Origin of the sequence: Tsukamurella paurometabola DSM 20162, from assembly GCF_000092225.1 — a bacterium.
GTDB classification, from domain to species: Bacteria; Actinomycetota; Actinomycetes; order Mycobacteriales; family Mycobacteriaceae; genus Tsukamurella; species Tsukamurella paurometabola.
Genome location: NC_014158.1, coordinates 3,485,975 through 3,500,104 on the forward strand (window position 1 = coordinate 3,485,975; position 14,130 = coordinate 3,500,104).

Genomic DNA, 14,130 nt, shown 5'->3' on the forward strand with positions numbered 1-14,130 from the left:
TGCCCTCACGTCGCGTGAGGGTCAAGCGACAATGATTGCGCTCTCTGCCCGACCTGACGGTACCGCTGTCCGGAGCACCTTGTTCGCCCTGGGCGATGCGATCGCGAATACACTGTCCGCCTGGGAAACCGGGACGCAATAGCAGCGACACACGCCGCCCCTACGGTGCCGGGATGGACGCCGCCCCCACACCGTCACGCACGCCGATCTACCGGCGATTGTTCCCTCAGCTGATCGTTGGAATCGTGGCGGGAATCCTCGTCGGATGGCTAGCGCCGGCGTTCGGCGCGACCATGAAGCCCTTCTCGGACGGATTCCTCGCGCTGATCAAGATGGTGATCGAGCCGATCATCTTCTGTCTCGTGGTGGTGGGCATCGCGCACGTCGGCGACCTGAAGTCGGTGGGCCGGATCGGCATCAAAGCCCTGCTCTACTTCGAAGTGGTGACCACGTTCGCCCTGGTTTTCGGCCTCGTGGTCGGCAACGTGATGCGCCCCGGCGCCGGCTTCCGGATCGACCCCGCGACCCTGTCCGATGGTGCCGCCGCCATCGACAAGGCCACCAAGGACGGCTCTCTCCCGCACTTCGCAGAATTCCTACTGGGTGTGATCCCCTCGTCGGTGATCAACGCCTTCGCCACCAACAACACCCTGCAGGTGCTGTTCTTCTCCGTGCTGTTCGGGCTTGCGCTCGCCACGTTCAGCACGGCGGGCCCGACCATCGTCGGCCGCACGATCGAACAGCTCGGCCAGATCTTCTTCACCATCATGGGTGCGATCATGCGACTCTCGCCGATAGGCGCCTTCGGGGCGATGGCGAGCATCATCGGCAAGTACGGCATCGCCTCCCTCGCCAGCTTCGGCAAACTGATTCTCGCCTGCTACGTGGCCGCCGCTCTGTTCATCCTCGTGCTGGCGCTCGTGGCGCGATTCGCGGTGGGACTCAACCTCTGGAAGTTCTTGCGGTACACCAAAGATCAATTCCTGCTCGCGCTCGGCACCGCCTCCACGGAGGCCGTGATGCCGAAGATCATGGAGAAGCTGACCCATGCGGGGTGCTCCCGCGCGGCCACCGGACTCGTGGTGCCCACGGGGTACTCGTTCAACCTCGACGGCGCCACCCTCTATCTCGCGATCTGCCTGATGTTCCTCGCTCAGGCGCTCGGCGTCGACCTCTCCCTCGGTGAGCAGATCACCGCGGTGTTGATCCTGATGCTCACGTCGAAGGGCATGGCCGGGGTGCCGGGATCGTCGTTCCTCGCGCTCTCCGCCACCGTCACCGCGCTCGGGCATCCCGAGATCACGGTCGCCGCGGTCGCGCTGCTGCTGGGGGTGGACCGCATCATGGACTCGATGCGCGTGTCGGTGAACCTGCTGGGCAACTGCGTGGCCACCTTCGTGGTGGCGAAGTGGGAGGGGCAGCTCGATACCGAGCGGATGCGGAAAGTGATGAACGGCGAGGAGGTGCCGGAGCTGCCTTTCGCCGAGCCCTCACCCACCGACACGACCGATACGCGGTCGGTCCCGCCGTCCTCGCCGCAGGTCAGGGACGCGGTGTGAGGATGCGCGGACCGTCGGCGGTAACGGCGACGGTGTGCTCCCAGTGGGCGGACCGGGAACCGTCGTCGGTCACGACGGTCCAGTCGTCCTCCAGCACGGAGGTATCCGCGGTACCGAGGGTGAGCATCGGCTCGATGGCGAGAGTGGAGCCCACGACGAGCCGCGGCCCCTTCCCCGGGTCGCCCTCGTTGGCGAGGAAGGGCTCCATGTGCATCTCCCGGCCGATGCCGTGCCCGCCGTAGCCGTCGACGATGAAGAAGTCACGGCCCAGCCGGGCGGACTGCGCGTAGGTGGCGGTCTCGATGGCGTGCGAGACGTCGGTCAGGCGTGCACCGTCGACCATCGCGGCGATCCCCGCCTCCATGGCGAGTCGGGTCGCCTCGGACAGATCCTCGTCTTCGGGGGCGAGTTCGCCGACGCCGAAGGTCCACGCGGAGTCGCCGTGCCAGCCGTCGAGGATGGCGCCGCAATCGATCGAGACCAGATCTCCCGGCGCCAGGACCGTCGAGCGGTCGGGGATGCCGTGCACGACCACGTCGTTGACCGAGGAGCAGATCGAGCCGGGGAAGCCGTGGTAGCCCTTGAACGAGGGGGTCGCGCCGGCCTCACGGATCACCGTCTCGGCGACCTCGTCGAGTTCGAGGGTGGAAACGCCGACGCGGGCGGCCTCGCGGACCGCGACGAGCGCGCGGCCCACGACGGCGCCCGCGGCGGCCATCGCGTCGAGCTCTCCCGCGGAGCGGAAGGGCACGGTCTTGTTGCGGCGGAACCTGCTCACTTATCGAGCTGGGTGGTCACCCGCGCGAGCACCTCGTCGACGGTGCCGACGGCGTCGATGTGGGTGACGAAGTCGCCGTAGTAGTCCAGCAACGGGGCGGTCTGCTTGGCGTAGACCTGCATGCGGTTGCGGATGACCTCTTCGGTGTCGTCCGCGCGGCCGCGGGCCAGCATGCGCTCGACCACGGTGTCCTCGGGGACCTCGAAGGAGATCACGGCGTCGAGCTTCTCGTTACGCGGCACCAGGATCTCGGCGAGCGAATCGGCCTGATCGGTCGACCGGGGGAAGCCGTCGAGGATGAAGCCGTTGACGGCGTCGGGCTCGTCGAGACGCGAACGCACCATGTCGACGGTGACCGACGACGGGACCAGTTCGCCGCGGTCCATGTACTTCTTGGCCTCGACACCGAGTTCGGTGCCCTCGCTGATGTTCGCGCGGAACAGATCCCCGGTGGAGATGTGAGGGATTCCGTACTTCTCCGACAGCTTCTCCGCCTGCGTACCCTTGCCCGCCCCGGGAGGGCCGAGAATAACCAGTCTCACTTGAGGAATCCTTCGTAGTTGCGTTGCATCAATTGACTCTCGATCTGCTTCGTCGTGTCGAGGGCCACGACCACGATGATGAGCACCATCGTGCCACCGAAGGGCAGGTTACTCATGTTCGATCCGCTACCGGTGAGTTCGATGAACAGGTTCGGAAGAATCGCGATGATGCCCAGGTACAGCGAGCCCGGCAGCGTGATCCGCTGCAGCACGTAGTTCAGGTAGTCCGCGGTGGGCTTGCCCGGGCGGATGCCCGGGATGAAGCCGCCGAACTTCTTCATCTCGTCGGCGCGCTCCTCCGGGTTGAAGGTGATCGCCACGTAGAAGTAGGTGAAGAAGATGATCAGCGCGAAGTACACGGCGATGTGGACCCAGCTGCCGGGGTTGACCAGGTTGGTCTGAATCCACTGCACCCAGCCGGCGGTGGACTGGCCACCGGAGACGAGCTGGATGATCAGCTGCGGCAGGTACAGCAGCGAGGACGCGAAGATCACCGGGATCACGCCGGCGGTGTTCACCTTCAGCGGCAGGTAGGTCGACGAGCCGCCGTACATCTTGCGGCCCACCATGCGCTTGGCGTACTGCACCGGGACCCGGCGCTGGCCCTGCTCGACGAAGACCACCGCGATGATGATCAGGAACACCGCGAACAGGACGAGGCCGAAGGTGAGGCCGCCCTGGCTCTGCAGGATGTTCTGGCCGTCGGCCGGCAGGCGCGAAGCGATGCCCGCGAAGATCAGCAGCGACATGCCGTTGCCGATGCCGCGCTCGGTGATCAGCTCGCCGAACCACATGACCAGGACGGCGCCCGCGGTCATGGTGATCACGATGACGATCAGCGAGAAGATGTCGGTCTTATCGAGGATCGGCTTGGTGCAGCCCTGCAGCAGGCTGCCGCGCGAGGCCATCGCCACGATCGCGGTGGCCTGCAGCAGCGCCAGCGCCACCGTGAGGTAACGGGTGTACTGCGTGATCTTGGCCTGGCCCGCCTGGCCCTCCTTGCGGAGAGTCTCGAAGCGGGGGATCACGACCATCAGCAGCTGCACGATGATCGAAGCCGTGATGTACGGCATGATGCCGATCGCGAACACCGACAGCTGCAACAGAGCGCCGCCGGAGAACATATTGATCAGCGAGTAGACGTCGGCGTTGGCGCCGTTGGCGAGATCGTCGACGCACTCACTGACGTTGCGGAAGTTCACGCCCGGGGACGGCAGGGTGGCGCCGAACCGGTAGAGCACGAGGATGCCCAGGACGATCAGGATCTTCCGCCTCAGGTCGGGGGTCCGGAAGATCGGGACTAGGGCCGAAAGCACACATCCTCCTGGCAGCCGGGTGGCCCGGGCGGGCCACCCCACGCTCATGGACACGCGCTACACCCGCAGGCGGGAGCGGCGTGTCCTCATCGGTAATCCTGCAAACGTTAGAACTCTAACAGCCGCACCCATCGCGGCTGTTCACGGCGGTGTCGCCCGGCAGGAGGCGGACGAGACGACCGGTCGTGAAAGAAGAACCGCGGCAGGCCCCGTTTCCGGCGCCTGCCGCGGTCTTCACGCTAGTCGAACGAGGCGGACTACGCCTCGGCCGAGGGGGCGAGCTCGGTGACCGAGCCGCCGGCAGCGGTGATCTTCGCCTTGGCGGCGCCGGTGACCTTGGTCGCCGTCACGTCCACCTTGACGTTGATCTCGCCGTCGCCGAGCACCTTGACGACGCGGTTCTTGCGAACCGCGCCGGCAGCGACGAGCTCGTCGATGCCGATGGTGCCGCCCTGCGGGAACAGGCGAGCGATGTCGCCGACGTTCACCACCTGGTACTCGACCCGGTTGCGGTTCTTGAAGCCCTTGAGCTTCGGCAGCCGCATGTGCAGCGGCATCTGGCCGCCCTCGAACGCCACGGGGACGTTCTTGCGCGCCTTGGTGCCCTTGGTACCGCGACCGGCGGTCTTGCCCTTGGAGCCCTCACCGCGACCCACACGGGTCTTCTCGGTCTTCGCGCCCTTGGCGGGACGGAGATCGTGCAGCTTGATAGCCATTGGTTACACCTCCTCCACTTCCACGAGATGCGACACGACCTGGATCAGGCCGCGGTTCTGCGGGGTGTCCTCGCGAACGACACTCTTACGAATGCCCTTCAGGCCGAGCGTCCGCAGGCTGTCGCGCTGGTTCTGCTTGGTGCCGATCGTGCCGCGCACCTGGGTGATCTTGAACTGTGCCATGAATTACGCTCCCTGACCTGCACGCGCACGCAGCATGCCCGCGGGAGCGACGTCCTCGATGGGCAGGCCGCGACGAGCCGCGACCTCCTCCGGACGCTGCAGCTCCTTGAGAGCGGCGACGGTCGCGTGGACCACGTTGATGGCGTTGTCCGAGCCGAGGCTCTTGGCGATGACGTCGTGGACGCCGGCCGCCTCGAGCACGGGACGCACGGCGCCACCGGCGATCACACCGGTACCCGGGCTGGCGGGACGCAGCAGCACGACGCCGGCCGCGGCCTCACCCTGAACCGGGTGCACGATGGTGTTGCCGATCATGGGGACGCGGAAGAAGTTCTTCCGAGCCTCCTCGACGCCCTTCTGGATGGCCGCGGGAACTTCCTTGGCCTTGCCGTAACCGACGCCGACCATGCCCTGGCCGTCGCCGACGATCACGAGGGCGGTGAAGCTGAAGCGACGACCACCCTTCACGACCTTCGAGACACGGTTGATGGTGACAACCTTCTCGATGTAGTTGCTCTTCTCGGCCTCACGACCACCGCGCTGGTCGCGATCGCGACCACGACCGCCGCGGCGGTCGTTGCTGTTGTTGTCGGGACCGTTGTTTCCGGCGGGGCCGTTGTTGCCGCCGTCACGACGCTGACGTCCGGGCATCAGGCTGCCTTTCGTTCGGTGGAGTACTTGGTGGTGGTCTGCATCAGAACGTCAACCCGCCTTCGCGAGCGGCGTCCGCGAGCGCGGCGATGCGGCCGTGGTACTTGTTGCCACCACGGTCGAACACCACGGCATCCACACCGGCGGCCTTGGCACGGGCGGCGATCAGCTCGCCGACCTTCTTGGCCTGAGCGGACTTGTCGCCGCCCGCGGCCTTGACGTCCGCCTCGAGGGTCGACGCCGAGGCCAGCGTGTGGCCCTTGAGGTCGTCGATCAGCTGCACGTGGATGTGCCGGCTGGAGCGCTTGACGGCGAGGCGCGGACGAACCGCGGTGCCCTCGATCTTCTTGCGCAGGCGGAAGTGGCGGCGGGCCTTGCTCGTCCGACGACGAGTCGAGACGTCCTTGCCCACCGGGACACGCTTGATGTTCTCAGTCTGAGTTGCCATGAGTTACTTACCCGTCTTTCCGACCTTGCGACGGATCTGCTCACCCTCGTGCCGCACGCCCTTGCCCTTGTAGGGGTCGGGGCGACGCAGACGACGGATGACCGCCGAGATCTGGCCGACCTGCTGCTTGTCGATGCCGGACACGGAGAACTTCGTGGGGCTCTCCACCGCGAAAGTGATGCCCTCGGGCGCCTCGATCGGCACCGGGTGGCTGTAGCCCAGGGAGAACTCGAGGTCCTTACCCTTGAGCGCCACGCGGTAACCCACGCCGTAGATCTCCAGCTTCTTGGTGTAACCCTCGGTCACACCGGTCACCATGTTGGCGACCAGGGTCCGCGACAGGCCGTGCAGCGCCTTGTTGCGCCGCTCGTCGTCGGGACGGGCGACCACGATGGCGCCCTCATCGTTCTTCGACACCGAGATCGGCTCGGAAACGGTCAGCGCCAGCTGGCCCTTGGGGCCCTTGACGGTGACGTCCTGGCCGGCGATCTGCACGTCGACACCCGTGGGAACGACCACGGGGTGCTTACCAATACGCGACATGTTTGTTGTCCCCTTACCAGACGTAAGCGAGGACTTCGCCGCCCACGCCCTGCTTGGCTGCCTGACGGTCCGTGAGGAGGCCCGAGGACGTGGAGATGATCGCCACGCCCAGGCCGCCCAGGACCTTCGGCAGGTTGGTGGACTTCGCGTACACGCGCAGACCGGGCTTCGACACGCGGCGCAGGCCGGCGATCGAACGCTCACGGCTGGGGCCGTACTTCAGCGAAACGACGAGGCTCTTGCCCACCTCGGCGTCCTCGGTACGGAAGTCGGTGATGTAACCCTCGGACTTGAGGATCTCGGCGATGTTCGCCTTGATCTTCGAATGCGGGAGCGTCACCTCGTCGTGGTACGCCGAGTTGGCGTTGCGCAGACGGGTCAAGAAGTCTGCGATCGGATCAGTCATGGTCATGACAGATTCGTCTACCTTTCTCGCAGCGGTTCCCATGCAACGACGGCGCACTGGTGCCAGCCAATCCTCACGGGATACGCGGGCCTGATGCGTCCGACGGTGGGCCTACTACGAAGCAAACCGTCCTGCGAAGCCGTTGCCCCGCAGGGATTCCGGACCGGCGGGACGAATCCGTGCCGGTTCAGGGAGGTGCGCCGGCCGTGCTCACGCACGACAGGCAACCTCACTAGTGTAGAGAAACTGCCGGTCAGAGTCGAATCGTCACCGTCGCCGCCGCCCATCCGCGACCCGTCCGCCGCGCGGGGGACGCCGAGGGGAGCGGCTGGCGTTTCCTCCCCCACCCCCGGAGCATCGTCCGATGGGGGACGCCACGCCGGAGCCGCGGATGGGTGCGGCGCGGGGGCGACGATGGCGGGACGTCCAGCGAAATGCCCCGGAACGGCCGCATCGGCGGCCTACCGTGAGGTCATGCGCACAGGTACTGACGTTCTCCGCGATCCGCGGCTGTACCGGCTCGCTGCGGCCCTGCAGGCGACGGACGCGGCGATCTGCGTGCCGCCGATCCCGTACGTACGCCGGTGCCTCGACGATGTCCACTGGCCGCAGGAGCATCGCTGGTTCTTCCCGCTGGTCAAGGCCGCGTCGGCGGTCGGGCTCGCGGCGGCGCCCAGATTCCCCCGGCTCGGCCGCGTGACCACCACGATGCTCACGCTGTATTTCAGCGTGGCGGTGGGCGCGCACCTCCGGGCGCGCGACCTGCGCTTCAACTTCGTCGGAGCCTCCTCGCTGCTGACCTTCTACGCCGCGCTTGCGGCGTCCGGCCCGCCGCGCGCACCGTCGAACCCGTGACGCCTCCCTCACATGCCTCGGCCTCCCCCATGAACCTGCATGAGGGAGGCCGAGGATGTGCGGGGACACCAGCTCCCGGCTGGGAGCGGTGGCCCGCTACTTCTGCGCGGGAAGCACGTGCTCGCCGGACTTGTCGCAGGAGAGCGCGAGCGAGCTGATGTACTGCTTCTCCCCGTTCGGGCCGGGCACGTTCGAGGCGATCATGTCGGGCCGCTCGAATTCGATACCGGTCACACAGCACAGCAGCTTCGCGTCCGACGGGTTGCCGTCGGCGTCGAACATCGGCAGATCGATGCCGTCGTCGGTGCGCCGCAGGTAGTACTTGCCCTGCGTGGCCAGCGCCAGGACCGGCGGCAGCACCAGCGCCAGCACCAGCGCGACCAGCGGCGAGTAGGGCTGCAGCGTGGACCCGAGCAGGCCGAAGAACACCATGATCGACAGGCCCGCGGCAACGATCACCGAGACGAAACCCACGGGGTTGACGTTGTAGAGCATGCCGCGACGGAACTCGGGCACCTTCGGCGAGATCTTCAGCAGGTACTTGTTGATCGCGATATCGCTCGCGACCACCACGATCCATGCGATACCGCAGTTGGCGTAGAAGGCCAGCAGGCTGTTGAGGAAGCTGAACATGTCGGCGAGCATCAGGCCCAGCGCGATCGCCACGTTGAAGATGACGAACACGAGCCGGCCCGGGTAGGTCTTGGTGACGCGGGTGAAGCTGTTGGTCCACGCCAGCGAGCCGGAGTAGGCGTTGGTCACGTTGATCTTGATCTGGCTGATCACCACGAGGATCACGGCCAGGGTCATGGCGAGCCAGCCGGGCATGAAGTCCTTGTAGATCTCCAGGAACTGGTGCACGGGCTCGTTGGCGATACCGGCGTTCTCGGCGGTCTGGGCGATCAGGTAGACCGCGAGGAAGAGGCCCACGATCTGCTTGATGGCGCCGAAGAACACCCAGCCGGGGCCGGCGGTGATCACGGCGATCCACCACTTGCGGCTGTTCTCGGCGGTCTTGGGCGGCATGAACCGCAGGTAGTCGATCTGCTCGGCGATCTGCGCGATGAGCGACAGGCACACACCGGCGGCGAGCATGGCGCCGGCGAAAGAGACGCCGTGGCCGGCAGGGGTCGCGGAGATCACGGTGCCCGAGGCGTCGCGCACGATGTCGGTGCCGCTGTAGGCGAAGAACGATTCTATGGCGTCGGGGTGCTGGAAGAGCAGGTAACCGAAGGGCAGCACCATCATCACCAGCCACAGCGGAGTGGTCCACACCTGCAGCTTCGCCAGGCTCTTCATGCCGTAGATCACCAGCGGGATCACGATCACCGAGCTCACCAGATAGCCCAGCCACAGCGGCATGCCGAGGCCCAGCTTGAGGCCCTGCGCCATGATCGAGCCCTCGAGTGCGAAGAAGATGAACGTGAAGCTCGCGAAGATCACGTTGGTGAGCACCGAGCCGTAGTAGCCGAAGCCGCTACCGCGGGTGATCAGGTCGAGGTCGATGTTGTACCGGGCCGCGTAGTAGGAGAGCGGGTAGCCGGTGAGCACGATGACCAGGGCGAAGAAGCCGATGCCGATGAGCGCGTTGCCGGTGCCGCCCGCGATGCCGATGTTGGCGCCGATGGCGAAGTCGGCGAGATACGCGATGCCGCCGAGAGCCGAGGTCGCGACCACCGCGGGTCCCCACTTGCGGTAGCTGCGCGGGGCGAATCGCAGGGTGTAGTCCTCGAGCGTCTCCCGCAGCGCGCTTTGCTCCGCCGAAGGCATCGCCGTGGCGGTGTCCTTCGGTGTCAGCTGATCGGTCATCTGATCCTCCGTTTCCGTGCGGCATCGCCGCCTGGCGGAAAACGTAGGAAGGTGGTGTTGCGCTCGCGCCGCGCTGATGTTTCCGGCACGCTACGCCGAGTTAACTCCACACCGGGATCTGTTTACATTCGCGAGAAGTTGCAGGTCGGGGCATACTTCTTCGTTGCTCTAGCCATCTGTCCAGGCAGCGGTGACGCCCTCGAGCGGGCTCCGGTGCGCCTCATCGCCCAGGTATCGGGCGACGGTGCCGGGCCGGTCGAGGTCGAGCACATCGAGCCCGGGGACCGCCGGCGGACGGAAGCCGAGGGCGGTCACGGTGTCGTACACGCGGCGCCCACCGAGGACGCCGGGTTCGGGCGCTTCGCCGCGCACGCGCAGATCCTCGACGAGCAGGGGCATCCCGTCTTCGGCGACGAATTCGGCACGCAGTTCGCCGCCGCGCTCGTGCGAGCGTCCGAGCACGCTGGTCTCGCGGAGCACGACGGTCGCGCCCTCGGCGAGCGCCACGCAGGTCCGACGGTGCACCCGCGCACCGTCGGCCACGACGAGTGGCAAACCGTCCCACCTCAATCGCCCACCGGCCTCGACGCTGACGTGCACCGTCCAGCGGGACCAGGGTCCGCTACCGTCGGCCTCGCCGTAACAGACGGTGCCGCCGATGTCCTCGAGCTCCAGGCTCGCGCCGGCGCCCACCGTGATGTCGATCCGCACCTCGTCGCCGGGCAGCAGGAGTGCGCCGCCGGCCACCAGGGCGATGCGAGCGCCGGCGGGGGTACGCGACACCAGCCGGGGCACGACCGTGCCCCCGACCAGGTCGACGTGCGCGCGTGGCGACGCGGCACGGACCGCGACTGCTGCGGCGCTCACCTAGTGAGTATGCGGGTGCGCGTGATCGTGTTCGTGCGGGTGCACGTGATCGTGCTCCTCATCGGCGTGGAAGTGCGGAGCCATCGGCCCGGGGTCGACGGCCACATGATCACCGCCGAGGTACTGGGTGCGCAGCCCGAGCAGCCACTCCCCCAATTCCGCGACGGAGGCGGAATCGGTGCGGGAGAGCGCGAGTACCGGGCCGCCCTCGCGGGCAGCGGTGGCGTCGGCCACCATCTGCGGCACGTCGACGCCGACGTACTGCGCGAGGTCGGTCTTGTTGACCACCAGGAGGTCCGCGCGGGCGATGCCGGGGCCGCCCTTGCGGGCCACGTCGCCGCCGCCGGCCACGTCGAGCACGAAGATCTGGGCGTCGACCAGGGCGGGCGAGAAGGTGGCGGTCAGGTTGTCGCCGCCGGACTCGATGATCACCACGTCGAGCGGGCCGTGGTCGGCCTCCAGGTCCTCGACGGCGATGAGGTTGGCGGTGACGTCGTCGCGGATGGCGGTGTGCGGGCAGGCACCCGTCTCGACGGCGCGGATCCGGTCGGCTTCGAGCACCCCCTCCGAGCGCAGGAACCGGGCGTCCTCGTCGGTGTAGATGTCGTTGGTGATCACGCCCAGACGCAGCCGATCGGCCAGCGTGCGGCAGATGGTGGCGATGAGCGAGCTCTTGCCGGTGCCGACGGGTCCGGCGACACCGAGCCGCAGTGCGCGCGGGGGGTTCTGGGTATCGGGCAGCTGGTCAGGCACGGAACAACCTCTTGTTCGTCACGGCGTGGACCTGCGCCCACTCCTCGGCTTGCGGGGTCGACCCGGCGGGGATGTCCGCCGGGTCCGTGAGCGCGGCGACGGCGCTCACCTCGGGTTCGGTGGCGGCGCACACGCGCAGCACCAGTTCGGTGGCGAGTACCGGATCCCCCGGCTCGAGTTTGAGCAGGGCGGCCGCCGCGCACGCGGCCTCGTCGTAGACCACGGTACGCACGAGCTCGTCGGCGCCGGTTCCGGCGGCGGCGGCCATCGCACCGATCACCACCGCGCGGGCCGGGGTGCGGGGCAGGGAGCGCAGCGCCGGATCGTCGGGCCACAGGCGCAGGGCGAGCCGGAGGTAACCGCGCCCAAGCACGCGCGCCGCATCCCGCATCGACGGTGCCGGGGTGCGCGCAGCCCAGGCCGCCTCGACCGGCGCGAGGTCTTCACCGGACCGGGCGAGATGCCGGGCCACGACGGCGGTTCCCGCCTCGACCAGTGAGGTGGTGCGGGCGCGTGCCAACGCGAGCGGCAGCGCCTCGGCGGCGGGGAGCCCCGCCAGCAGAGCGGGTTCCATACCCGCGGAGTGCGCGTGTCCCCCGGACGGCAGCCGCGCGTCGGCCAGCGTCATCGCGAGCACCCCGGAGGGCAGGGTACCGATCATCAGAACATCGAGTACAGCTGTGCGAGTGGCAGCTCGGCGGCGGGAGCGGGCAGGATCTCGTCACCGTCGACGGTGATCCGGAACGTATCGGGCTCGACTCGGATATCGGGCAGTGCATCGTTGCCGCCCAGCATCTGCGCCTTGGTGACCGCGCGGGTGGGCGCGAGCGGAAGTAGCCTGCGGCGCAACCCGAGCCGATCGGCGAGGCCGTCGTCGAGGGCCGCGGGTGAGACGAAGGTGACGGCGTGATCGGCTCCGGCGTCGGCGCCGAAGGTGGGGCGCATGAGCACCGGCTGCGGCGTGGGGATCGAGGCGTTCGGGTCGCCGAGCGCGGCCCACACCAATGCGCCGCCCTTGACCACCACCTCGGGCCGGATGCCGAAGAAGCGAGGGTCCCACAGCACAAGGTCGGCCATCTTGCCCGACTCCACCGAGCCGATCTCGTGGTCGATACCATGCGCCACAGCGGGATTGATCGTGTACTTCGCGACGTACCGCTTGGCACGGATGTTGTCGGCAGCGCCGCCGAGGCTGCCACGGCGGTGCTTCATCACGTGCGCCACCTGCCAGGTGCGGCACACCACCTCACCGATCCGGCCCATCGCCTGCGCGTCGGAGCTGGTGATCGACAGCGCGCCCATATCGTGCAGCACGTCTTCGGCAGCGATCGTGGTGGCGCGGATGCGGGATTCGGCGAACGCGAGGTCTTCCGGCACGGCGGGATTGAGGTGGTGGCACACCATGAGCATGTCGAGGTGTTCGGCCACGGTGTTCACCGTGTGCGGCAGCGTCGGGTTGGTGGAGCCGGGCAGCACATGCGGCAGCGAGGCCACGGTGAGGATGTCGGGCGCGTGTCCGCCGCCGGCGCCCTCGGTGTGAAAAGCGTGGATCGAGCGGCCCGCGATGGCATCGATCGTGGACTGCACGAAGCCCGCCTCGTTGAGCGAGTCGGAGTGCAGCGCGACCTGGAGGCCCCAGTCGTCCGCGGCGCGCAGGGCGGCGTCGATCGCGGCCGGGGTCGAGCCCCAGTCCTCGTGCACCTTGTATCCGGCGGCGCCACCGAGGGCCTGTTCCCTGAGAGCCTCCGCGGAGACGGTGTTGCCCTTGGCCAGCAGCAGGATGTTCAACGGAATACCGTCCAGCGCACGGTGCATCGCAGCCAGATGCCAGGCGCCGGGGGTCACCGTGGTCGCCTTGGAGCCCTCCGACGGACCGGTGCCTCCGCCCACCACCGTGGTGATACCGGTGCACAGTGCCTCGTGCAGCTGGGACTGCGAGAGCAGGTGCACATGCGAGTCGATGGCGCCGGCGGTGAGGATCTTGCCCTCGCCGGAGATCACGTCGGTCGACGGCCCGATCACCAGATCCGGGTGCACACCGTCGGCCACGTCGGGGTTTCCGGCCCGGCCCAGCGCGACGATCCGGCCGTCGCGGATTCCGACGTCGGCGATCTCGATGCCCCACCAGTCCAGGAGGATCGCGTTGGTGATCACGGTGTCCAGCGCGCCCTGCGCGCGGGTGACGGCGGACTGGGCCATGGATTCGCGGATCGATTTGCCGCCGCCGAACACGGCCTCTTCGCCGCCGACGGTGTGATCCTTCTCGATCTCGATCCACAAGTCGGTGTCGGCGAGGCGCACCTGATCGCCCGCGGTGGGTCCGTAGATCGCGGCGTAGCGCTCGCGGTCGATGCGCATCAGATCGCCCCCAGCTCCACGTCGCGGCCGATCTGCAGGCCGGGCACGCGGCGCAGTCCGCGGATGGTGACCACGTCGAGCGTGCGGGAGGCGCCGGGCTCGAACCGCTGCGAGGTGCCCGACGGGATGTCGAGGCGGTAGCCGTGCGCTGCGCTGCGATCGAATTCCAGCGCGGAGTTCGCATCGGGCAGGTGCAGGTGCGAGCCGATCTGGACGGGCCGGTCGCCGGTGTTGACGAAGACCAGGGTGATCCGCTCGCCGTCGGGCCGGGGATTGAGTTCGACGGTGCCGGGCCGCACCCGGATCGCGCCCGGGCCGGAGTCACTCGTGTGTGCCATCAGCCGCC

The 14,130-nt window shown here is 67.9% G+C and carries 17 protein-coding genes; 2 read left to right on the forward strand and 15 right to left on the reverse strand.

The genetic code is table 11. The features are described from left to right. Positions 1–173 precede the first annotated feature (173 nt). Positions 174–1,559, forward strand: a complete 1,386-nt coding sequence (locus TPAU_RS16955) for a cation:dicarboxylate symporter family transporter (RefSeq protein WP_013127977.1) — start codon at positions 174–176, stop codon at positions 1,557–1,559. Here TPAU_RS16955 and map read toward each other — a convergent pair. The 9 genes from map to rpsH all read right to left on the reverse strand — a co-directional run bounded on the left by map (position 1,543) and on the right by rpsH (position 7,148). After that, a complete protein-coding gene (gene map / locus TPAU_RS16960) occupies positions 1,543–2,277 on the reverse strand; it encodes a type I methionyl aminopeptidase (protein ID WP_049826008.1) in 735 nt (244 codons plus the stop codon). The two genes, TPAU_RS16955 and map, sit on opposite strands and share 17 nt — an antisense overlap. A gap of 56 nt (positions 2,278–2,333) precedes the next feature. Beyond that, positions 2,334–2,879 carry an adenylate kinase gene (locus TPAU_RS16965; RefSeq protein WP_013127979.1) on the reverse strand — a complete coding sequence of 182 codons (546 nt, stop codon included), beginning with the start codon at positions 2,877–2,879 and terminating at the stop codon, positions 2,334–2,336. Further along, on the reverse strand, positions 2,876–4,195 hold the full coding sequence (secY, locus tag TPAU_RS16970) for a preprotein translocase subunit SecY (protein WP_013127980.1): 1,320 nt from the start codon (positions 4,193–4,195) through the stop codon (positions 2,876–2,878). The genes TPAU_RS16965 and secY overlap by 4 nt, the downstream gene beginning before the upstream one ends. 257 nt (positions 4,196–4,452) lie before the next feature. After that, on the reverse strand, positions 4,453–4,911 hold the full coding sequence (gene rplO / locus TPAU_RS16975; protein WP_013127981.1) for a 50S ribosomal protein L15: 459 nt from the start codon (positions 4,909–4,911) through the stop codon (positions 4,453–4,455). A gap of 3 nt (positions 4,912–4,914) precedes the next feature. Then, positions 4,915–5,094 carry a 50S ribosomal protein L30 gene (gene rpmD / locus TPAU_RS16980; RefSeq protein ID WP_013127982.1) on the reverse strand — a complete coding sequence of 60 codons (180 nt, stop codon included), beginning with the start codon at positions 5,092–5,094 and terminating at the stop codon, positions 4,915–4,917. A 3-nt stretch (positions 5,095–5,097) separates the two neighbouring features. Then, positions 5,098–5,745, reverse strand: a complete 648-nt coding sequence (gene rpsE, locus TPAU_RS16985; protein WP_013127983.1) for a 30S ribosomal protein S5 — start codon at positions 5,743–5,745, stop codon at positions 5,098–5,100. 43 nt (positions 5,746–5,788) lie between these two features. Then, a complete protein-coding gene (gene rplR / locus TPAU_RS16990) occupies positions 5,789–6,193 on the reverse strand; it encodes a 50S ribosomal protein L18 (protein WP_013127984.1) in 405 nt (134 codons plus the stop codon). 3 nt (positions 6,194–6,196) lie between these two features. Continuing rightward, positions 6,197–6,736, reverse strand: a complete 540-nt coding sequence (gene rplF, locus TPAU_RS16995; protein ID WP_013127985.1) for a 50S ribosomal protein L6 — start codon at positions 6,734–6,736, stop codon at positions 6,197–6,199. Positions 6,737–6,749: 13 nt separating this feature from the next. Next, positions 6,750–7,148, reverse strand: a complete 399-nt coding sequence (gene rpsH / locus TPAU_RS17000; RefSeq protein WP_013127986.1) for a 30S ribosomal protein S8 — start codon at positions 7,146–7,148, stop codon at positions 6,750–6,752. Positions 7,149–7,616: 468 nt separating this feature from the next. Here rpsH and TPAU_RS17005 point away from each other — a divergent pair, with 468 nt between their 5' ends. After that, positions 7,617–7,997, forward strand: a complete 381-nt coding sequence (locus TPAU_RS17005; RefSeq protein WP_013127987.1) for a DoxX family protein — start codon at positions 7,617–7,619, stop codon at positions 7,995–7,997. A gap of 96 nt (positions 7,998–8,093) precedes the next feature. Here the strand turns inward: TPAU_RS17005 and TPAU_RS17010 are convergent, their stop codons facing one another. The 6 genes from TPAU_RS17010 to ureB form a co-directional block, all read right to left on the reverse strand. After that, positions 8,094–9,806 carry a purine-cytosine permease family protein gene (locus tag TPAU_RS17010; RefSeq protein WP_013127988.1) on the reverse strand — a complete coding sequence of 571 codons (1,713 nt, stop codon included), beginning with the start codon at positions 9,804–9,806 and terminating at the stop codon, positions 8,094–8,096. 168 nt (positions 9,807–9,974) lie between these two features. Then, positions 9,975–10,673 carry an urease accessory protein UreD gene (locus TPAU_RS17015; protein WP_013127989.1) on the reverse strand — a complete coding sequence of 233 codons (699 nt, stop codon included), beginning with the start codon at positions 10,671–10,673 and terminating at the stop codon, positions 9,975–9,977. Then, entirely contained in the window at positions 10,674–11,426 is a 753-nt protein-coding gene (ureG, locus tag TPAU_RS17020) for an urease accessory protein UreG (protein ID WP_013127990.1), read from the reverse strand. Further along, complete coding sequence (locus tag TPAU_RS17025) at positions 11,419–12,087, reverse strand: urease accessory UreF family protein (protein ID WP_013127991.1); 669 nt, start codon at positions 12,085–12,087, stop codon at positions 11,419–11,421. Before TPAU_RS17025 ends, ureG begins: the two co-directional genes overlap by 8 nt. Continuing rightward, the gene (locus tag TPAU_RS17030) at positions 12,087–13,784 is read right to left on the reverse strand and encodes an urease subunit alpha (protein WP_013127992.1); all 1,698 of its coding nucleotides are present in this window, start codon (positions 13,782–13,784) and stop codon (positions 12,087–12,089) included. The genes TPAU_RS17025 and TPAU_RS17030 overlap by 1 nt, the downstream gene beginning before the upstream one ends. Continuing rightward, entirely contained in the window at positions 13,784–14,122 is a 339-nt protein-coding gene (gene ureB, locus TPAU_RS17035) for an urease subunit beta (protein WP_013127993.1), read from the reverse strand. Before ureB ends, TPAU_RS17030 begins: the two co-directional genes overlap by 1 nt. Between the last annotated feature and the right edge of the window lie 8 nt (positions 14,123–14,130).